Origin of the sequence: Polaromonas sp. (assembly GCF_049790275.1) — a bacterium.
Classification (GTDB): Bacteria; Pseudomonadota; Gammaproteobacteria; order Burkholderiales; family Burkholderiaceae_C; genus Polaromonas.
Genome location: NZ_JBAQYR010000016.1, coordinates 1 through 18,765 on the forward strand (window position 1 = coordinate 1; position 18,765 = coordinate 18,765).

Consider the following 18,765-nt stretch of genomic DNA (forward strand, 5'->3'; position numbering starts at 1 on the left):
CGCCTGGGCCGCCAAGGATATGAATGCCTACCTGGCCGCCTACGGCAAGGACTTTGACACCCCCGGCAACCAGACCCGCAAGGCCTGGGAAGAAGAGCGGCGCGCCCGCATCGTCGGCAAGTCGAAAATCAGCGTGAAAGTGAGCGACCTGTCGGTCGATGTGAAGGGCAGCAAGGCCACCGCCAAATTCAAGCAGGACTACAGCGCCGACGCGCTTCATATCTCCAGCCGCAAGACTCTGGAGATGTCCAGGGCCGGCGAGCGCTGGCTCATCGTCAGGGAATCGACGGGCGGTTGATGCCCGCCACCAGGCCGGCGCCCCCTCCCAGGCACTCAGCTGACTTTTCTGGCTTCTGACCCTCCCTCCATGCACCGGGCATCCGCCACCCTTCTTCTTGTCACCGCACTGTCGCTGTTGTGCGGCGCTGCGCCCGCCCAGGACGGAGAAAAGAAAAAAACCAGCGGCAAGGCAACGCCAGCCGATGCAGGGGCCAGCCGGTACAAGGCCGACACACACCGGCCGTCGGCACGGCCGGTAGACAAGGACGGTGAAGCCGAAGCCCGCCTGATCGAGATCTACAAACTTGCGGGCCATGCCAAGGGGCGCGAAGCACTGGCCAAGGCCGAGCGCCTGGTCCATGACCACCCCAACTTCCAGCTGGCCCAACTGGTCTACGGCGACCTGCTGGCAGCGCGGTCACGTCCGCTGCGCGCCGTGGGCGATGTCTCCGATGCGGAGGCCAGGGCCGGTGCCAGTTCGCTGGCCGAACTGCGCCAGGAATCCCTGATGCGGCTGAAAGCCCTTCGCGAGCGGCCCGCGCCGGGCACCATCCCCTCCCAGTTTCTGGCCCTGGCGCCGCGCAACAGACATGCGATTGCGGTCGATGCCTCGCGGTCACGGCTGTACCTGTTTGAAAACACCGCCACCGGCCTCAGGCTGCTGAGCGACTACTACATTTCCCTGGGAAAGTCCGGCATCGAAAAATCCGTTGAAGGTGATCTGCGCACTCCGCTGGGGATTTATTTTGTCACCAGCAACCTCGACCCGAAGTCGCTCAAGGATTTTTACGGCTCCGGCGCCCTGCCCATCAGCTACCCCAACCCGCTGGACATCAAACGCGGCAAGACCGGCGGCGGCATCTGGCTGCACGGTACACCGCCCACCCAGTTCTCTCGTGCGCCGCTGGCCACGGACGGCTGCGTGGTGCTGGCCAACCCGGATCTGGAGCGCATCATCCGGACGGTGGAAGTGCGCAGCACCCCGGTGGTGATTGCGCAAAGCCTCACCTGGGTGGCGCCGCACAGCATCAAGGCCGACAGCAAGTCCTTTGAAGACGCGCTGAACAGCTGGCACCAGGCCAAATCCGGCGGCGACCTCGCGATGCTGACCAGCCTGTACAGCAGCGACTTCAACAGCTACGGCAAAACCCGCGATGACTGGACCGCCGTGCTGCGCAGCGAAGTCGAAAAACGGCGTGGCCGGACGGTGCAGCTCAAGGACTTGTCCTACCTGCGCTGGACCGATAGCGCCGATACCATGGTGGTAACGTTTGGCGAGGTGCTCAGCGGCTCGCGCACCGGCCCGGTCCGGCGCCAGTACTGGGTGCGTCAGGGCAAGCAATGGAAGATATTTTTTGAAGGAGTGATTGGATGACATCCAGCAAATGGTCGGGCAGCCGGCGCGCCTGCCTGCTATTGGCAGCATTGGGCCTGGCGGCCAGCCAGGCCTGGGCACAAGGCTCAGGCAGCGCACCCAGGGTGAAATTTGCCACCAGTGCCGGTGATTTTGTGGTCGAGGTTTATCCCGACAAGGCGCCGAAAACCGTCGAGAATTTCCTGCAGTACGTGAAAGACAAACATTACGACGGCACGGTGTTCCACCGCGTCATCGAGAACTTCATGATCCAGGGCGGCGGCTACGACGCCAGATACGTCGAGAAGAAAACCCGTCCACCGGTGCCGCACGAAGGCCGCGAGGCGCTGGCCAAAGGCGGCGACAAAAACGTGGTCGGCACACTGGCGATGGCCCGCACCAGCGACCCGCACTCTGCCTCGGCGCAGTTTTTCATCAATGTCAAGGACAACGACTTCCTCAATCCCACGCCGATCCCGCCCGGCGACCCTGTGCCGAGGTTCGAATACCAGGGCAAGGTGTATGAAAACACCCCACGCGCGCAGCTGGTCAACGCACCACAGCTTTTCGGCTACACCGTGTTCGGCAAGGTGGTCAGCGGCATGGACGTTGTCAACAAGATCAGGGCCACGCCCACGGGCGCAGGCGGCCCCTTCCCGGGCGATGTACCCAAAACGCCCATTCTCATCAACTCTGCAACCCTTCTGAAGTAACCCATCATGAGCAATCCCAAAGTCGAACTCCACATTGCCGGCCACGGCGTCATCACCCTTGAACTGGACCAGGACAAGGCACCGAAGTCGGTCGCCAACTTCCTGAGCTATGTCAACAAGGGCCACTACAACAACACGGTGTTCCACCGCGTGATTCCGGGCTTCATGGTCCAGGGTGGCGGCTTCGAAGTCGGCATGAAACAAAAGCCGACCGATGGCGAAATCGAAAACGAAGCCAACAACGGCCTGAAGAACGAGCACTACACTGTGGCCATGGCACGCACCAACGCACCGCACTCGGCCAGCTCGCAGTTTTTCATCAATGTGTCCGACAACGCGTTCCTGAACCACACCGCGCCCAACGCCTCGGGCTGGGGTTATGCAGTGTTCGGCAAGGTGGTGGCCGGCACCGAGGTGGTCGACAAGATCGCCGCCGTCAAGACCGGCCGCAAGGGCCTGCATGACGACGTGCCGCAAACCGACGTGGTGATCGAAAAAGCTGTTGCGCTGGCCTGAGTTCCATCCGGACCGAGCCTGCCGGTGAAACTCCCGTCGACCGAACCCCGGATTGCGGAGCTTCCTGCGTCGCCCTCCTGGGCCACGGTCGATTTCATTTCCGACCTGCACCTGCAGGCCAGCGATGTCGCCACGTTTGCCGCCTGGCAGCACTACATGGAAAGCACCCCCGCCGACGCGGTGTTCATCCTGGGCGACCTGTTTGAAGTCTGGGTCGGCGACGATGCTGTCGGCAACAAGCTGCCGGCCGGTGCTGACAGCAGCTTCGACGACCGCTGCGTCCGCGTGCTGGGCCAGACGGCTGGCCGCCTGGCGCTTTTTTTCATGCACGGTAACCGCGATTTCCTGGTGGGCCAGCGCCTCATGGGGCTGTGCAACACCACCCTGCTTTCCGACCCGACCGTGCTGGGTTTCAACGGCCAGCGCTGGCTGCTCTCGCACGGCGACGCGATGTGCCTGGGCGATGTGGACTACATGCAGTTTCGCCGCCAGGTGCGCAGCCCCGCGTGGCAGCGCGCCTTCCTCGCAAAACCATTGGTCGAACGCCAGGCTATCGCACGCGGCCTGCGCGAGCAAAGCGAGGCCCGCAAAAAATCCGGCGCCACCTATGCTGATGTGGACAGTGGCGCCGCCCTCGAGCAGCTGCAGGCAGCGAAGGCGCAGATCCTGATTCATGGCCACACCCACCAGCCAGCGGTGCACGACCTCGGCCATGGGCATTCACGCGTGGTGCTCAGCGACTGGGACGCCGTAGCCGCGGTGCCGCGCGCCGAAGTGCTGCGTCTCACGGCTGGTGGCCTGCGGCGCGTCGCATTGCTGTAAAAAGCCGCCATGCTCAAGCGTCTGTGCCAGCTCTTCGGCCTTCGTTGTGCGCGCCCTGAAACCATTCCTGATGTGCTATGGCAGGCCACCCTGGCGGACTACCCGTTTCTTGCAGAACGACCCGCCGCCCAACTGCTGCACTTGCGCGGTCTGGTCAGCGAATTTCTGGCGCACAAGGAGTTCAGCGGAGCACAAGGCTTGGTGGTCACCGACGCCATGGCCGTAGTCATTGCCGCGCAGGCCTGCCTGCCGGTGCTGCACCTGGGCCTGGGCTGGTATGACGACTTCGTGGGCATCGTGGTGCATCCTGGCCAGATGGTGGCGCGTCGCGAAAGGGTGGACGAGGCCGGTGTGATGCACCGCTACAGCGAAGTGCTGTCGGGCGAGGCCATGGACCGCGGGCCGGTCACCCTGAGCTGGCAAGACGTGGCCTCGGCCGGCGCACTCGCCGGGCACGGCTACAACGTGGTGATCCACGAATTCGTCCACAAGATCGACATGCGGGACGGCGCGGCCGACGGTTGCCCGCCGCTGCCATCGCGCGCGGCCTACGCGGCCTGGCGCGCAGTCATGCAGCCGGCCTACGACGGCTTTCGCGAACAGGTCAGCATGGCCGAGCGTTTCGGCGGCGAGGCGCCCTGGCTCGATGCCTACGGCGCGACAGCGCCGGCGGAGTTTTTTGCGGTGACCTGCGAAGCCTATTTCGTCAACCGCGAACGCTTCACCCAGGACTCTCCCGCGCTGACACAGCTGTACGACCAATTCTTCAAGGTAAATCAGCCACTAGCCCTTTGAATACGGGCATCAGCAGCTACTTATTTGATAGCAACCTAATAGCAGCTGCGCAGCGCAGCCTATCTGGCGAAACTATTTTTCGCAGCCTTTAACCCCATCGGCCCACCTCGTTCGTTTCAGTCAGCTCCACCACTTTTTATGGAGCCCGCATGAAACCCACCCTTCTTGCCCTTTCCCTGGCACTGACTGCCGCCGCCTTCGCCCTGCCGGCTCACGCTGTGGGCAGCATGGCCGACGTGACCGTGATCGACCGCCACTCCGGCGCCACACTTCCGGTGTACCGCCATCGCGGCGAATACTGGGTGGCCGGCCAGTACGGCGCGAAATATTCGATCATGGTGCGCAACCGGCTGGGCGAACGCGTGCTGGCGGTCACCACGGTGGACGGCGTCAACGTGCTCAGCGGCGAAACCGCCGCGTGGGACCAGACCGGTTATGTGTTTTCGCCCTGGCAGCAGTACGCGGTGACCGGCTGGCGCAAGAGCAGCAGCGAAGTGGCTGCCTTTGAGTTTTCGGTGATCGGCAACTCCTATGCCGGACGCACCGGGCGGCCCGCCAACGTGGGCGTGATCGGCGTGGCCCTGTTTCGCGAAAGGCTGCCAGAGCCGGTCGCCCAGGCGCCGGCCTACTCGCGGCGGGACGAGTCACGCAACGAGTCCTCCGAACGTCTGCGCAGCGCACCGCTGGCTTCTCCGGCACCGGCATCGCCTTCCTCCGCAGGCAGCACCGGCCTGGCCGACCGCGGCGATGCCGCATCTTCGGCCCAGTCAGAGCGCGCGGCTTCTTCGTCCGACCGCAGCCTGGCCAAGGCCGCCCCGAGACCCGCGCCGCAGTTGGGCACGGCCCATGGCCAGCGTGAGACCTCCATGGTGTCGCACACCAGTTTTGAGCGGCTGCAGCCGTATCCCAACGAGATCATCCGCATCCGCTACGACAGCCGCGAGAACCTGGTTGCCGCCGGGGTGATCCGCGAGCCGGCAGCCCACGCCCCCGTTCCCAACCCTTTTCCGCAGTCAGCCAACACCTCTTACGTGCCTGATCCTTTATAGGCCCCCACGGTTGCTCACTGCGTGTAGCGCCCTGCCCCCCCGGGGGGGCCGCTGCGCCTGCGGACTGGCGAAGCCAGATCCGCGGCCCCTGCTTGAATGGGAAGGATTCATCCTCGCTCGCACGAAACTCCTGTCTTGAAAAAGCTGCGCAGAGGCGTGCTAACGTGCGGCATGCCCAGTGCAGCACCACCCGCCGACGATGCCCAGGACAGCGACGAGTCGCTGATGCTGCGTTACGCCGGCGGCGACATGGGTGCATTCGATGTGCTCTATGCGCGCCATGAACTGGGCGTGTGGCGTTATGTGTTTCGCAGTGTGCGTGTGCAGGCGGTGGCCGACGACCTGCTGCAGGATGTGTGGTTTGCCGTCGCGCGGCAATCAGTGAGCTACCAGCCCACGGCGCGCTTCAAGACCTGGCTGTTCACCATCGCGCACAACCGGATGGTTGACCACTTCCGCACGGCGAAGAACCATGCGAGCATGAACGACCATGGGGACGAGGATGAAGAAAACGGCCTGGCACACACGCTGGCGGCCGACTCCGGTTTTGGCCCGGTGCGCCAACTGCAGTCACGCGAGCAAGCCGCGGCGCTGATCACCGCGATAGAAGAGTTGCCGGCTGACCAGCGCGAAGCCTTTTTGCTGCAGGCCGAAGCCGGCATGAGTGTTGAAGACATCGCGAGCACCACCGGCGTAAGTTTTGAAACCGCCAAGAGCCGCCTGCGTTATGCCCGGCGCAGCCTGCGCCAACAGCTACAGGAGTTTGCATGACAGAACCCCGTCAAGGCGATGGGCTGACACGGCGCTACCACGAGGCCAGCGCGCAGGACACGCGCCGCCCCGGCGCGCATGTCCGTGACGCCGTGCGCGCGCATGCCCAGGCGGTGCTTGACGCAAAGGCCACTGCCCGTGCAGCCACGCCGCAGGCACCTGCCGCCAACCAGTCGCGCTGGAAGCTGTCGCTGCTGGCCAGCCTGGCCCTGGTGGGCCTGACCAGTTTGCTGGTGCTGCAGTTCGAACGCGGCACACCCGAAGAGAAGGAACTGGTGGCCGGCCGCGGAACAGCGCCTCCACCCTCGACGCCCTCCGTGTCCTCCGCAAAACCGGTAGACAGCGAGGTGACAAGCGCTGCAACGGCCCCCGCCAGCCCGCCGGTTCCGCGCCCTTCCCCGCCAGTCGCGCGCGCCAGAACAAATGCCGCAGCCGGTAGCACGGAACAGGCCACGCGACCGGCGGAAAGCGCACGGCCGTCACCTCCGGCAGCCGCCGCGCCTGCGCCTCCTGCCCCCCCGCCTCGTTCCGATCCGAAGCCGGCGGCACAAGCCGAATCCCCCAGCCTGATGGCCGACAAAGCAAATGCAGCAGACGAGTCAGCGCCTACATTGAAAGGCTCGGCGGCGCCCGCCGCCCCGGCTGCCGCCTTGCGCGCTGCACCTGCGGCGGCCCCGTCCCCCGCGACGAGGAGTGCGATACCTGCCGCCCCCAATGCACAGGAGGAACGCGCCTCGCGGATACAGCGCGACCGCGCGGAAGCAGGTTTGGCGAAGACACGGGAGCGAGCTGCACAGGAATCGTTGCATGAGGCTGCACGCACCGGCCAGCTCCCGCAGGTCGAGCGCCTGATTGCGCTGGGTACACGCATTAACGCGCCCGACGAAGCCGGCAAAACACCCCTGATGCTCGCCGCCATCAACGGCCACACCGCTGTGGTGCAGCGCCTGCTGGCTGCCGGGGCGAACCCGGCGCTGGTGGACCGTGAGGGAATGAATGCGCTGGGGTATGCGCGGCGGTTGGGGCGGGAAGAAATTGTGAGAATGATTGAGGCTGGATCCTGAGAAAGGCGTTCTACAGCCGGATAGACGGACGGCTTTTTTTTTGCCTCTTCAGCCATGGCCCGGCTCATTTCCGGACAACAGAGACGCAAAGTCCGCCCCCTACTTCCCCATCAACTGATTCAGCTTCTCGGCCTCAAAGGTTTCCTGCAAAGCCGCGTCGTCCGGCACGCAGTCCCGGTGCGCCTTGCCGCTTTCAGACAGTTTCTCGATCGCCTGCCAGAGCAGCGCAATCTGGTGCTCCTGCGAGGAAGCGTTGTCGATCAGGCCCTTCATCGCCTGGGACACCGGGTCGTCTTCCAGCGTGATGCCGTAAGCCGAGAATTTGCTTTGTGCCGTCGTGACATCCGCGCTTTCTCCGGTTTTGGACGGAATGATGCGCGCCGGGATGCCTACCGCCGTGGCGCCCGCTGGCACCGGTTTGATCACCACCGCGTTGCTGCCGATCTTGGCACCGTCACCGACCAGGAAACCGCCCAACACCTTGGCGCCGGCGCTCACCACCACGTTTTTACCCAGGGTCGGGTGCCGCTTCGTGCCTTTGTAGAGCGAAGTCCCGCCCAGGGTCACGCCCTGGTAAATCGTGCAGCCGTCGCCGATTTCTGCGGTTTCGCCGACCACCACGCCCATGGCGTGGTCAAAAAACACGCGCTCGCCGATGACGGCACCGGGATGGATTTCAATGCCCGTCAGCCAGCGCGAGATGTGCGAGATGAAGCGGCCCAGCCACTTGAGGCCGCTCGTCCAGCAGACATGCGCCAGCCGGTGCAACAGGATGGCGTGCAGGCCCGGGTAGCAGGTCAGCACCTCCCAAGCGCTGCGCGCGGCAGGGTCGCGGTCGAGGATGCACTGGATGTCGGAGCGGAGTCGGGAGAACATGCTGCGAGTTTATGGCTTGGCGCTCGTCTCTGCTGGCGCGGCCGTTTGGCCGCCAGCCGCGAAGGCCTTTTGACTCATGGCCTTGGCCACGCCGCGCAGGATGTGGATCTCTTCGGGGCTCAGTTGCGCCCGGTTGAAAAGCTGGTTCAGGCGCGGCATCAGTTTCTTGGGCGAAGCCGGGTCGAGGAAACCGATGTCGGCCAGCGCGCGCTCCCAGTGCCCCAGCATGCCCGCCACCTCGGCGGCATCGGCCAGCCGGTGCTCCGCCGTCGCTTCCTGCACGGCAAAACCGCCCAGCGCCTGGCGCCAGTCATAGGCAATCAGCTGCACCGCGGCCGCCAGGTTGAGCGAACCGAACTTCGGATCGGTCGGGATGCTCAGCGCCACATGGCAACGGTAGACGTCCTCGTTCTGCATGCCAAAACGCTCGGAACCAAACAAAAAGGCCACACCCTCGGGCTTTGAAGCAAAATCTGCCTCCAGCCCTTGTCCGGTGGGCGCAGGCAGCTCTCTTTTTAATAGCAAACCGGCAGTACCCAGCAGCTCGGCGAAATGTTCGCGCGGCGCCCGGGTAGGCGGGCCGAAATCGCGTGGCGTCATGGCGGTGGCGCACAGGTGGGTCATGCCGTCCATGGCTTCGTCCAGCGTGGCGACGATGCGGGCGTTTTTCAGCACGTCGAGTGCCCCGCTGGCGCGCTGGATGGTTTCCTCCCGGTTGAGCACATTGGCCCAACGCGGCGCCACCAGCACCAGGTCGCCAAAACCCATGACTTTCATCGCGCGCGCGGTGGCGCCTACGTTGCCGGCGTGGCTGGTATGGATCAGGACAAATCGGGTCTGCATGGGCTGTATTGTCTTATGCCGGCGGCTCCTGGCGCCGGATGCGGCCCAAACTGGAAAGCGTTTCCGCTCAAAACGCCGGTGTCGTCATGGCCAGTTCCATCGGCTGCCGATGGGCAGGGGGCCAGTCTCCCGTTTATGGGAAAATACCGCCATTGCCCGTCGCCCGCATCGCCAGCGCCGGTTCTTCCCGTTCTTCCCTACAAATTATGTCGTCCCCCAATCTGCATCCCATGCTCAATGTGGCCATCAAGGCTGCGCGCGCCGCCGGCGCCATCATCAACCGTGCTGCGCTGGACGTGGAATCGGTTCGTGTCTCGGCCAAGCAGACCAACGACTTCGTCACCGAAGTCGACCATGCCGCCGAAGCCTCCATCATCGAAACCCTGCTCACCGCCTACCCGGGGCACGGCATCCTGGCCGAAGAATCGGGCAGCGAACACGGCGCAAAGGATTCCGAATTTGTCTGGATCATCGACCCACTGGACGGCACCACCAATTTCATCCACGGCTTTCCCGTCTACTGCGTCAGCATCGCCCTGAGCGTCAAGGGCAAGATCGAACAGGCCGTGGTTTACGACCCCAGCCGCAACGACATCTTCTGCGCCACCAAAGGCCGTGGCGCCTACATGAACGACCGCCGGGTCCGTGTGGCCAAACGCACCCGCCTGCAGGAATGCCTGATTTCCACCGGTTTCCCCTACCGGCCCGGCGACAAGCTCAAAACCTACCTCCATATGCTTGGCGAAGTCATGAGCCAGTGCGCGGGCGTGCGCCGTCCCGGCGCGGCCGCGCTGGACCTGGCTTATGTGGCGGCCGGCTTCAGCGACGGTTTTTTCGAATCCGGCCTGAAGCCCTGGGACGTGGCGGCCGGCTCGCTGCTGGTCACCGAAGCCGGCGGGCTGATCGGCAATTTCACCGGCGAAGCCGACTTCATGGACCATGGCGAATGTGTGGCCGGGAACCCGCGTATTTACGGCCAATTGGTGACCACGCTGGGCAAGTACAGCAAATTTGCAGGCGCCGGCGACAAGGCCAGTGTGCGCCAGGCCGTGCTTGATGCGGCGCAGGCCGTCGATGCCGACATGCCCACGCAAACCCTGTCGGTTCCGCGCACTGCACGCGGCGCCAAGTCCTCTCCGCCCAGCGGGTCCGGCGAGCCTCTCTAACCGGTAAAACCAGACACATCCGGCGGTTTTTACGTCTTGTTGCGTTTGGGGCTGACATTCCTGAGAGGTGTATGCCTACATCTCCTCTGGGAGCGGAAAACAATGTCAGTTACCATCAAACCACCACCCTGACCGGGGCGCCAGACGCGCCAGCACAGCCTCCCTATTCGCAAAAAAACCAGGTCTTACACGATGCCAGAATCCTCACTACAACCCTCCGCCGTGCCCGTGGCCGCCGATGCCGCCCTGATGCGCGAAGTGGCCGAACTGGTGGTCACTTCCCTCAACCTGGAAACGGCCGCCGCAGACATACAGCCCGATGAGCCGCTTTATGGCGACGGCCTGGGGCTGGACTCGATCGACATCCTCGAAATTGCCCTGGTTCTGTCCAAACGTTATGGCCTGCAATTGCGCGCGGACCACGAGGACAACACGGCCATCTTCCAGTCGCTGCGCAGCCTGAGCGACCATATTGCCCTGCAAAGAACGAAGTGAACCCCGGCTTGACGGCAACACTGCTGCGCGGCTTACGCTGGGCAGCCATTGCCGGCGCCTGCCTGGCCTATGCCGTCCTGTCCCATCTGGCGGCAGCAGACCCCCACCCCGACCTGTGGGATGCAGCCGTTGCCATGGCGCCCCTGGTCCTGCTGGCCGGGGTGCTGGCCTGGCGCTCCCCGCACCGCACCTGGATGCTGACGCTTTGCCTGGCGGGCGCGACCATCCTTTACGCCATAAGCGGATGGCTGGTGCAGCATTACAACTGGGTGTTCCTGCTGCAACATGCCGGCATACAGGCCCTGCTGGGCCTGGCCTTTGCACGCACCCTGCGTGCCGGTCAGATCCCCATGGTGTCGCGTTTTGCAGCCGTCATCCACGGTCCCCTGTCACCCGCGCTGGCGCGGTACACCCGGCAGGTCACATGGGCCTGGACGCTGTATTTCGCCGTCATGACCGGGCTGTCGCTCCTGCTGTTCGGGCTGGCGCCGGTGGCGGTCTGGTCGGCCTTTGCCAACCTGCTGAACCTGCCGCTGCTGATCCTGATGTTCGCAGCGGAGTATGTGGTGCGCCTGTTCCTGCTGGCACCGTCTGACCGCGCCGGCCCGCTGGAAGCAATTCGCGCGTACCGGCAGGCCGGGTCGGGCCGATCGCCGCCTTCTTCCTGACCTGACCGTCCCATGACCACCTACGCGCTCATCAGTCACAACAGTGCCAACGACATCCTGGCTTGGCGCTACGGGGAAAAAATCCCGGTGCGCCAATACATCGCCGACGTACGGCAACTGGCAGCGGCGCTGCCCGCGGGCAAACACATGCTCAATGCCTGCAGCGACCGCTATCACTTCGCGGTCGGCCTCGGCGCGGCACTCCTGACGAGAAAAATCAGCCTGCTGCCGCCCACGCACACGCCGGAAATGATGCGCCAGCTGCGCACCCTGGCACCCGACGTGTTCTGCCTGTCCGACGCACCCCATGCCATCGATCTGCCCGGTTTTGTCTACCAGGACGCGTTTGCGAAAGGCCCGGCGGAAACAGACCCTGAAGATCCCTGCGACATCCCCTACCTTCCCGGCGACCAGGCTGTCGCCGATGTGTTCACCTCGGGCTCGACCGGCCTGCCGCAACCGCACCGCAAGACATGGGGTTCGCTGGTGCACAGCGCGCGCGCGGAAGCGCAGCGGCTGGGCCTGGGCGAAGAACAGCCCTGCACCATTGTTGGCACGGTGCCGCCGCAGCACATGTTCGGTTTTGAATCGACGGTGCTGCTGCCCATGCAATGCAGTGCGGCATTACACGCCGGCCAGCCGTTTTACCCGGTCGACATCATCAGCGCGGTCAAGGCCGTGGCAAGCCCGCGCATGCTCGTCAGCACACCGGTGCACCTGCGGGTGTTGCTGGCGTCAAACCTGGAACTGCCAGAACTGGACCTCGTCTTGTCGGCAACAGCCCCCATGACAACGGAGTTCGCGCAAAACTGCGAAAAACGGTCCGACGCGCCGCTCTACGAGATCTATGGCTCCACCGAAACCGGGCAGATCGCCTCGCGCCGGACGGCGCAAACCGCGAAGTGGGAACTGTTTCCGCTGGTCACGCTGACGCCCCACGACAACCGCATGTGGGCCTGCGGCGGCCATGTGGACAAGGTGGTTCCGCTGAACGACGTGCTGCAATCGGTGGACAATCACCACTTCCTGCTGCATGGGCGCCTGGAAGACCTGGTCAACATTGCCGGCAAACGCAACTCGCTGGCTTACCTCAATCACCAGCTCGTCAGCATTCCCGGTGTGCTCGACGGCGCGTTTTTCATGCCCGATGACGATGGCCACGAAACCGTGGTGCGGCTGATGGCTTTCGCCGTCGCCCCGGGCATGAGCGCCGCCGCCCTGCAGTCCGCACTCAAAGAGCGCATTGATGCAATCTTTCTGCCGCGTCCCCTGGTCATGGTCGAGTCCCTGCCGCGCAATGCCACCGGCAAGCTGCCGCGCGACGTCCTGCAGGCGCTGGCGCAATCACACCACGCGCGTCCCGTCCAGGAAGGCTGGCCTCGTGCAGAGTGAGGAAACCACCCTGCGCTTTGCCACCGGACACCCTGCTTTTGCCGGGCATTTTCCGGGGCGGCCCATGGTGCCGGGCGTCTTGCTGCTGGACGCCGCCCTGCATGCCGCCGCGCAGGCACGCACTGCCGCAGACGCAGCCAACGGCCAGAATCCCGGACCGGCGCCGCGCTGCCTGGTCAACTCGGCCAAGTTTCTCAGCCCGGTGCTGCCCGACGAAATCCTGTCTATTTCCTGCACAGCCACCGCTGCGGGCCACACCCGTTTTGACATCGCGTGTGAAGGTCGGCCCGTGGCCACGGGCACTTTCGTGTTCGAAAGCAGCCCATGAGTCAGGCCGCGCCGAATCAGGACAGCCAGGCCAGGTGGCAAGACCGCCCCGAAAGCAGCAACATGCTCCTGCTGCGCGTCATGACCTGGATTTCATTGCGCCTGGGCCGCGCTGCCGGGCGCGTCGTTTTATACGGCATCACCGCCTATTTCATCCTGGCCAATGCCGAAGCGCGCCGCGCATCACGCGACTACCTGCAACGGGCATTGGCACTGCCCGCACGGGAACCCGTGGGCTGGCGCCACATCTTCAGGCATTTTTTCAGCTTCGCATCCGTCATTCACGACCGGGTCTACCTCGTCAATGAACGTTTCGGCCTTTTCGATATCCATGTCCACAACGAACACCTGGTGGCAGACCTCACCGCGGACCGCAAGGGCGTGTTCCTCATGGGGTCTCATGCCGGCAGCTTTGAAGTGCTGCGCGCGGTCGGCCGCCGTCAACCCGGCCTTCGTGTGGCCATGGTGATGTACGAGGAGAACGCGCGAAAAATCAACGCCGCACTGGGCGCTATCAACCCAGCGGCGCAACAGGATATCGTTGCACTGGGCCATGCAGATTCCATGCTGCGGGTTCATGACCTCATCGAAGGCGGAAGTGTCGTCGGCATGCTGGCCGACCGCCGCCTGAACAACGACACAACCAGGCCTGCGACGTTTTTGGGTGAAGTCGCCGAATTTCCTGTCGGGCCATTCCGCATGGCGGCCATCCTGCGCCGTCCCGTCCTGTTCATGGTCGGACTGTATGGCGGGGGCAATCGCTACGATATCCATTTTGAAACGCTGGCCGATTTTTCCGTGCCCTGCGCAGGCGGACGCGAAGCGGCGGTGCAGGCGGCCATGGCCCGCTACGCCGCGCTGCTGGAGCAGCATTGCCGCCGGGCACCTTACAACTGGTTCAATTTCTTCAATTTCTGGCAAGCGGCCGTTCCGCCCGCGGCCAAACCCGGTCCCGACCCATGACTGACGCACCGTTCCTGACCCCTCCCCCCGTCAAGGCCTGGCTGGCAGGCGCCGGCCTGCTGATCGGCCTGCTTTGCAGCCCCGCCCACGCGGCCTGGGATGTGGCCAAGCTGATGCAGGGCCTGGCCCAGAACAAGTCGGGACGTGCCAGCTTTGTCGAAAAAAAATACATTGCCATGCTTGAGCAGCCCGTGGAGTCTTCCGGCGAGCTGCTCTACACTGCACCGGACCGGCTGGAAAAACGCACACTCAAGCCCAGGCCGGAATCGCTGCTGATCGAAGGCGCCAGCCTCACGGTGGAGCGCGGCCAGCGCCGCATGCAGTTGCGCCTGCAGGACTACCCCGAACTGGCGGCTTTCACCGAAAGCATACGCGGCACCCTGGCCGGCGACATCACCGCCTTGCGCCGCGTCTACAACCTGGAGCTGGAAGGCTCCGAAGAACGCTGGACCCTGGTCCTGCGGCCCATGGAAACGCGCATGTTGCAGGTGGTACAGCGCATCCGCATCGGCGGCAGTCAGGCCGAGGTGAAGTCAATTGAAATCGAGCAGACCGACAAGGACCGCTCGGTGATGATGATCACCCCGCTGGCCAAGCCATGACAACCCGGTGGTTCCGGCGCCAGCTTCTGCCGGTCTGGCTCTGGCTCGCCTTTTTGCTGGCCTGCGGCGCCATCATCAGCCGAACCCACTTCACCACGGACCTGTCGGCCTTTCTTCCGCGCACGCCCACTGCCGAGCAGCAGTTGCTGATGGACCAATTGAAGGATGGCCTGGCCTCGCGCCTGATCTTGGTGGGCATTGAAGGCGCCGACGCGCCAACTCGCGCCCGCCTGTCCAAGCAGGTTGCACAGGTCCTGCGCGCCGACCCGGCTTTCGTCACTGTCAACAACGGCGAACCCATCACCAAGGAGCGCGACCAGGCTTTTCTGTTCAACAACCGCTATTTGCTGAGCCCCGCGGTAACCCCTGAACGCTTCAGCGCCGACGGCCTGCACGCCGCTCTGGCGGAAAGCATAGACCTGCTGGCCTCGCCCGCCGGGCTGCTGGTCAAGTCCCTGCTGCCGCGCGACCCGACCGGTGAAATGGTCCAGCTGCTGGGGCAGCTGGACAGTGGCACCCAGCCGGCCCTGGTGGACGGTGTCTGGACCTCGCGCGACGAGTCCCGCGCCCTGATGCTGATGCAAACACGTGCCGCAGGATCCGACACCGATGCACAGCAAAGCGCCATGACTATCATCCGGCAGGCCTTTGACACGGCCAGGCAAACCAGCCCTGCTGCGAAGCTGGTGATGACCGGGCCTGGCGTCTTTTCAGTCACCTCGCGCGAGGCCATCCAGAGCCAGGTCAGCCATCTCTCGCTTATCAGCGTCGTCATCATCGCTTCGCTGCTGCTGCTGGTCTACCGTTCGGCCACCGCGCTGGTACTGGGGTTTTTACCCGTCATCAGCGGTGTACTGGCCGGGGTTGCTGCTGTCAGCCTCGGATTCGGCTCAGTGCACGGCATCACCCTCGGTTTTGGTACGGCGTTGATCGGCGAAGCAGTCGATTATTCGATCTACCTGTTTGTGCAATCCGAACAGGCTGACGAACAACAGGAAACCTGGGTCAAAAGGTTCTGGCCCACCATCCGGCTGGGCGTGCTGACATCGATCTGCGGCTTTGCCTCGCTGCTGCTGTCTGGTTTCCCCGGTCTGGCGCAACTCGGCCTGTACGCCATCGCCGGGCTGATGGCCGCTGCCGCCATGACCCGTTTCGTTCTGCCCCACCTGCTGCCCGGCAAATTCCGCATCCACGACGTATCGGCGATTGGCCGCGTACTCAGCCAGCTGACGCAGCGCGCTGCAGTCCTGCGCTGGCCGGCGGCCCTGTTGCTGCTGGCCGCCAGCGCCGTGCTCGCCACTCACCACGACACGCTGCTCAACGAGAAAATCTCTTCGTTGAGTCCGGTGTCGCAAGCCGATATTGCGCTCGACGAACGCCTGCGTGCCGACATGGGCGCACCCGATGTGCGTTATGTGGTCGTGATCACCGGCGACAGCCGGGAGTCCGTCCTGGCTTCGTCCGAAAAGGTGTCCCTGCTCCTGCAGGCGCAAGTCGACCAGGGAGACCTCGCCGGCTTCGAGAGTCCGAGCCGCTATCTTCCAAGCACGGCCACGCAACGCGCCCGGCAAGCCAGCTTGCCCCCGCCCGACCAGCTCCAGTCCCGTCTGTCGCAGGCCGTCATAGGCCTGCCCGTGCGTACATCGCTGTTCACGCCTTTTCTTGCGGACGCGGAAGCCTCGCGCAACCGGCCCCTGTTGCAGCCAGGCGATCTGGAGCAGACCTCCATGGCCATGGCGGTTGATGCCTTGCTGCTTCAGCAATCCCGTGGCGGCTGGACCGCCCTGCTGCCACTCAAAGCGCCCAAAGGTGCCGAAATCAGGACCGACCCGATCCGCAGCGGGCTGGCGGCCACAGGATTGCCGAATGCGCTGTTTGTCGACATGAAGGCCGAATCCGACCGCCTGTATTCAGGCTATCTGCGCGAAGCCACCCTGCTGTCTCTCGGGGGGCTGGTGGCCATTGTTTTGCTGTTGCTGGCCATTTTCCGTTCGCCGCTGCGCGTGCTTCGCACCATGGGTCCCCTCCTGGCCTCGGTCATCACCGTCACAGCCGGTCTGGCATTGGCCGGCCAACCACTGATCATCCTGCATCTGGTGGGCCTGCTGCTGGTGGTGGCGGTAGGTTCGAACTATGCGCTGTTTTTTGACCGGCCCGATCCCCACATAGCCATCTCCCATCGCACACTCGCGTCCATGCTGCTAGCCAACCTGACAACCGTTGCCGGTTTTGGCTTGCTGGCGTTTTCCAATGTTTCCATCCTGCAAGCCATGGGCGTCACGGTGGCGCCGGGTGTGGTTCTGGCCCTGGTGTACGCCGCAATTTTTGCAAGGCAGCCCGATGCGCAAACCTGAGTCGTGCTGGCATTCCACACCGCTGATACGCGCATCCATCGCGTTGCATCTGCTGGCGCTGCTTGCCGTCATCACGGCTCCCGCATGGTGGCCTTGGGTACTTGCCGCAGTGGCCGGCAACCATCTGCTGATTGCCGCCGTGGGACTCTGGCCGCGCAGCCGCTGGCTGGGACCAAACTGGACGCAGCTGCCAATAACCGCCGCAGCAAGGAACGAAATTGCCCTGACCATCGACGACGGGCCCGACCCGCTCGTCACGCCGCAGGTGCTCGACCTGCTGGACCGCTACGGAGCCCACGTGACTTTTTTCTGCATCGGCGAAAAGGCGGCGCGTTACCCGGAGCTGTGCCGGGAAATGGTGCGCCGGGGCCATGCAGTTGAAAACCACAGCCAGCATCACCGCCACCATTTTTCAGTCATGGGTCCGCGTGGCATGACGCGGGAGCTCCAGGCCGCGCAGGACACGCTGACAGCGATCACCGGCCAGCGGCCATTGTTTTTCCGCGCGCCGGCCGGCCTGCGCAATCCTTTCCTCGAGCCGGTGCTCACGCAGCTGGAGCTGCGGCTCGCCACTTGGTCGGCACGCGGTTTCGACACACGGGTCGGCGATACGGCGGCGGTCGCGGCCAAATTGCTGCGCGGCCTGAAGGCTGGCGCCATCCTGCTGCTGCACGACGGCAACGCCGCACGCACTGCTGCCGGCGTGCCGGTCATCCTCGAGGTGTTGCCCGTCGTTCTCGAATCCGCTGCGGCCGCCCACTTGCGACCCGTCACCCTGCCCCAGGCCCTCGCATGACCACATCCCTCCACCAGGAACCGCTGCCCTGGTACCGCCAGGCTGCACGGCTTGTGCCTCTGGACCTGGGCCTGAAAAGTATTGGCATACCGGTTTTTATTGCCGTGTTTTTTGCCGCTTACTTCTATGTCCTCAAAAATCCGGCCTACCCTGTCACCGTGATGCCAATCACCCTGCTGGACCGGCTGATCGGCTTTCAACCCATGGCCCTGCCCCTGTATGTCTCCCTGTGGGTGTATGTTTCCCTGCCACCGGCCTTTCTGGCGAACCGGCGCGAACTCTATGTCTACGCCCTGGCCATGGCCGGCACCTGCCTGACCGGCTTGATCATTTTTTATTTCTGGCCCACCACCGTTCCCGTGGCCAATATCGACTGGGCCCTGTATCCGGGCGTGGACTTCCTCAAAAACATGGACGCCTCGGGCAATGCCTGTCCGTCCCTGCACGTCGCCACCGCTGCTTTCTCGGGATTCTGGATGCATCACCTGCTGCGCCGTTTCGGCGCGCCGCTGTGGGTTCGCCTGTTCAATGCGCTGTGGTGCACAGGCATTGTTTACTCCACGGTCGCCACCCGCCAGCATGTGGCCGTTGACATGTGGGCCGGGCTTGCGCTGGGTGCGTTCGCTGCGTGGTGGGCCTTGCGCCATCTGCAGCGTTCTGGAGCCCGCCATGACTAGTGCAGTGTTGCATGCTTGATGGAACAAATAAAAGCGATGGATTTTGGGTCAGGACAAAGCGCAAACCACAGCGATACCCGAGGTATCGCGCGGATTTGCAACGCCGCCATGGCACAAAAGGCGCGCTTTTATGTTCCAGACAGCGTGCAACACTGCACTAACTGTCCACCGCTGCCTGACCGTGTTCGGTAAAAATCGGTATTTCCACACCTTCCACCAGGCCGAGCCTCAACCGGTCACGTT

The 18,765-nt window shown here is 64.1% G+C and carries 21 protein-coding genes; 19 read left to right on the forward strand and 2 right to left on the reverse strand.

Annotation, left to right across the window (positions count from 1 at the left end; translation table 11 throughout):
• The 9 genes from WA904_RS02280 to WA904_RS02320 form a co-directional block, all read left to right on the forward strand.
• On the forward strand, nucleotides 1-298 hold a 298-nt coding region (locus WA904_RS02280), incomplete at its 5' end, for a L,D-transpeptidase Cds6 family protein (RefSeq protein ID WP_425195507.1).
• A 69-nt stretch (nucleotides 299-367) separates the two neighbouring features.
• On the forward strand, nucleotides 368-1,654 hold the full coding sequence (locus tag WA904_RS02285) for a L,D-transpeptidase family protein (RefSeq protein ID WP_425195508.1): 1,287 nt from the start codon (nucleotides 368-370) through the stop codon (nucleotides 1,652-1,654).
• Nucleotides 1,651-2,346 carry a peptidylprolyl isomerase gene (locus tag WA904_RS02290; protein ID WP_425195509.1) on the forward strand — a complete coding sequence of 232 codons (696 nt, stop codon included), beginning with the start codon at nucleotides 1,651-1,653 and terminating at the stop codon, nucleotides 2,344-2,346. The genes WA904_RS02285 and WA904_RS02290 overlap by 4 nt, the downstream gene beginning before the upstream one ends.
• A gap of 6 nt (nucleotides 2,347-2,352) precedes the next feature.
• The gene (locus tag WA904_RS02295) at nucleotides 2,353-2,862 is read left to right on the forward strand and encodes a peptidylprolyl isomerase (RefSeq protein WP_425195510.1); all 510 of its coding nucleotides are present in this window, start codon (nucleotides 2,353-2,355) and stop codon (nucleotides 2,860-2,862) included.
• A gap of 24 nt (nucleotides 2,863-2,886) precedes the next feature.
• Entirely contained in the window at nucleotides 2,887-3,684 is a 798-nt protein-coding gene (locus WA904_RS02300; protein WP_425195511.1) for a UDP-2,3-diacylglucosamine diphosphatase, read from the forward strand.
• Between the two features lie 9 nt (nucleotides 3,685-3,693).
• Nucleotides 3,694-4,479, forward strand: a complete 786-nt coding sequence (locus WA904_RS02305) for a zinc-dependent peptidase (RefSeq protein WP_425195512.1) — start codon at nucleotides 3,694-3,696, stop codon at nucleotides 4,477-4,479.
• A 149-nt stretch (nucleotides 4,480-4,628) separates the two neighbouring features.
• Complete coding sequence (locus WA904_RS02310; RefSeq protein WP_425195513.1) at nucleotides 4,629-5,528, forward strand: hypothetical protein; 900 nt, start codon at nucleotides 4,629-4,631, stop codon at nucleotides 5,526-5,528.
• A 171-nt stretch (nucleotides 5,529-5,699) separates the two neighbouring features.
• Complete coding sequence (locus WA904_RS02315; RefSeq protein ID WP_425195514.1) at nucleotides 5,700-6,299, forward strand: RNA polymerase sigma factor; 600 nt, start codon at nucleotides 5,700-5,702, stop codon at nucleotides 6,297-6,299.
• A complete protein-coding gene (locus tag WA904_RS02320) occupies nucleotides 6,296-7,363 on the forward strand; it encodes an ankyrin repeat domain-containing protein (RefSeq protein ID WP_425195515.1) in 1,068 nt (355 codons plus the stop codon). Before WA904_RS02315 ends, WA904_RS02320 begins: the two co-directional genes overlap by 4 nt.
• A 99-nt stretch (nucleotides 7,364-7,462) precedes the next feature.
• On the opposite strand, the gene cysE is transcribed toward WA904_RS02320, so the two are convergent.
• On the reverse strand, nucleotides 7,463-8,239 hold the full coding sequence (cysE, locus tag WA904_RS02325; RefSeq protein WP_425195516.1) for a serine O-acetyltransferase: 777 nt from the start codon (nucleotides 8,237-8,239) through the stop codon (nucleotides 7,463-7,465).
• Nucleotides 8,240-8,248: 9 nt separating this feature from the next.
• Nucleotides 8,249-9,082 (reverse strand): RNA methyltransferase, encoded by an 834-nt coding sequence (locus WA904_RS02330; RefSeq protein WP_425195517.1) that lies wholly within the window; start codon nucleotides 9,080-9,082, stop codon nucleotides 8,249-8,251.
• A 206-nt stretch (nucleotides 9,083-9,288) separates the two neighbouring features.
• Here WA904_RS02330 and WA904_RS02335 point away from each other — a divergent pair, with 206 nt between their 5' ends.
• From WA904_RS02335 to WA904_RS02380, 10 genes are all read left to right on the forward strand, one after another.
• Nucleotides 9,289-10,248, forward strand: coding sequence for an inositol monophosphatase family protein (locus WA904_RS02335; RefSeq protein WP_425195518.1), 960 nt, complete (start codon nucleotides 9,289-9,291; stop codon nucleotides 10,246-10,248).
• Nucleotides 10,249-10,440: 192 nt separating this feature from the next.
• Nucleotides 10,441-10,743: a phosphopantetheine-binding protein gene (locus tag WA904_RS02340; RefSeq protein WP_425195519.1), complete on the forward strand. Its 303-nt coding sequence runs from the start codon at nucleotides 10,441-10,443 to the stop codon at nucleotides 10,741-10,743.
• Complete coding sequence (locus WA904_RS02345) at nucleotides 10,740-11,411, forward strand: hypothetical protein (RefSeq protein WP_425195520.1); 672 nt, start codon at nucleotides 10,740-10,742, stop codon at nucleotides 11,409-11,411. Before WA904_RS02340 ends, WA904_RS02345 begins: the two co-directional genes overlap by 4 nt.
• A 12-nt stretch (nucleotides 11,412-11,423) precedes the next feature.
• A complete protein-coding gene (locus WA904_RS02350; protein WP_425195521.1) occupies nucleotides 11,424-12,803 on the forward strand; it encodes an AMP-binding protein in 1,380 nt (459 codons plus the stop codon).
• Nucleotides 12,793-13,131: a 3-hydroxyacyl-ACP dehydratase gene (locus WA904_RS02355; protein WP_425195522.1), complete on the forward strand. Its 339-nt coding sequence runs from the start codon at nucleotides 12,793-12,795 to the stop codon at nucleotides 13,129-13,131. Before WA904_RS02350 ends, WA904_RS02355 begins: the two co-directional genes overlap by 11 nt.
• Nucleotides 13,128-14,093 (forward strand): acyl-CoA synthetase, encoded by a 966-nt coding sequence (locus WA904_RS02360; protein WP_425195523.1) that lies wholly within the window; start codon nucleotides 13,128-13,130, stop codon nucleotides 14,091-14,093. The genes WA904_RS02355 and WA904_RS02360 overlap by 4 nt, the downstream gene beginning before the upstream one ends.
• Complete coding sequence (locus WA904_RS02365) at nucleotides 14,090-14,695, forward strand: LolA-related protein (protein WP_425195524.1); 606 nt, start codon at nucleotides 14,090-14,092, stop codon at nucleotides 14,693-14,695. Before WA904_RS02360 ends, WA904_RS02365 begins: the two co-directional genes overlap by 4 nt.
• Nucleotides 14,692-17,049: an MMPL family transporter gene (locus tag WA904_RS02370; RefSeq protein WP_425195525.1), complete on the forward strand. Its 2,358-nt coding sequence runs from the start codon at nucleotides 14,692-14,694 to the stop codon at nucleotides 17,047-17,049. Before WA904_RS02365 ends, WA904_RS02370 begins: the two co-directional genes overlap by 4 nt.
• Nucleotides 17,036-17,845, forward strand: a complete 810-nt coding sequence (locus WA904_RS02375) for a polysaccharide deacetylase family protein (RefSeq protein WP_425195526.1) — start codon at nucleotides 17,036-17,038, stop codon at nucleotides 17,843-17,845. Before WA904_RS02370 ends, WA904_RS02375 begins: the two co-directional genes overlap by 14 nt.
• Nucleotides 17,842-18,522: a phosphatase PAP2 family protein gene (locus tag WA904_RS02380; RefSeq protein ID WP_425195527.1), complete on the forward strand. Its 681-nt coding sequence runs from the start codon at nucleotides 17,842-17,844 to the stop codon at nucleotides 18,520-18,522. Before WA904_RS02375 ends, WA904_RS02380 begins: the two co-directional genes overlap by 4 nt.
• Nucleotides 18,523-18,765: the final 243 nt, after the last annotated feature.

Coding starts and splice junctions, on each gene's coding strand:
- WA904_RS02295 (WP_425195510.1), top strand. CDS start 2,353: ATGAGCAATCCCAAAGTCGAACTCCACATTGCCGGCCACGGCGTCATC.
- WA904_RS02340 (WP_425195519.1), top strand. CDS start 10,441: ATGCCAGAATCCTCACTACAACCCTCCGCCGTGCCCGTGGCCGCCGAT.
- WA904_RS02375 (WP_425195526.1), top strand. CDS start 17,036: ATGCGCAAACCTGAGTCGTGCTGGCATTCCACACCGCTGATACGCGCA.
- WA904_RS02285 (WP_425195508.1), top strand. CDS start 368: ATGCACCGGGCATCCGCCACCCTTCTTCTTGTCACCGCACTGTCGCTG.
- WA904_RS02320 (WP_425195515.1), top strand. CDS start 6,296: ATGACAGAACCCCGTCAAGGCGATGGGCTGACACGGCGCTACCACGAG.
- WA904_RS02350 (WP_425195521.1), top strand. CDS start 11,424: ATGACCACCTACGCGCTCATCAGTCACAACAGTGCCAACGACATCCTG.
- WA904_RS02330 (WP_425195517.1), bottom strand. CDS start 9,082: ATGCAGACCCGATTTGTCCTGATCCATACCAGCCACGCCGGCAACGTA.
- WA904_RS02290 (WP_425195509.1), top strand. CDS start 1,651: ATGACATCCAGCAAATGGTCGGGCAGCCGGCGCGCCTGCCTGCTATTG.
- cysE (WP_425195516.1), bottom strand. CDS start 8,239: ATGTTCTCCCGACTCCGCTCCGACATCCAGTGCATCCTCGACCGCGAC.
- WA904_RS02315 (WP_425195514.1), top strand. CDS start 5,700: ATGCCCAGTGCAGCACCACCCGCCGACGATGCCCAGGACAGCGACGAG.
- WA904_RS02310 (WP_425195513.1), top strand. CDS start 4,629: ATGAAACCCACCCTTCTTGCCCTTTCCCTGGCACTGACTGCCGCCGCC.
- WA904_RS02370 (WP_425195525.1), top strand. CDS start 14,692: ATGACAACCCGGTGGTTCCGGCGCCAGCTTCTGCCGGTCTGGCTCTGG.
- WA904_RS02360 (WP_425195523.1), top strand. CDS start 13,128: ATGAGTCAGGCCGCGCCGAATCAGGACAGCCAGGCCAGGTGGCAAGAC.
- WA904_RS02305 (WP_425195512.1), top strand. CDS start 3,694: ATGCTCAAGCGTCTGTGCCAGCTCTTCGGCCTTCGTTGTGCGCGCCCT.
- WA904_RS02380 (WP_425195527.1), top strand. CDS start 17,842: ATGACCACATCCCTCCACCAGGAACCGCTGCCCTGGTACCGCCAGGCT.
- WA904_RS02365 (WP_425195524.1), top strand. CDS start 14,090: ATGACTGACGCACCGTTCCTGACCCCTCCCCCCGTCAAGGCCTGGCTG.
- WA904_RS02335 (WP_425195518.1), top strand. CDS start 9,289: ATGTCGTCCCCCAATCTGCATCCCATGCTCAATGTGGCCATCAAGGCT.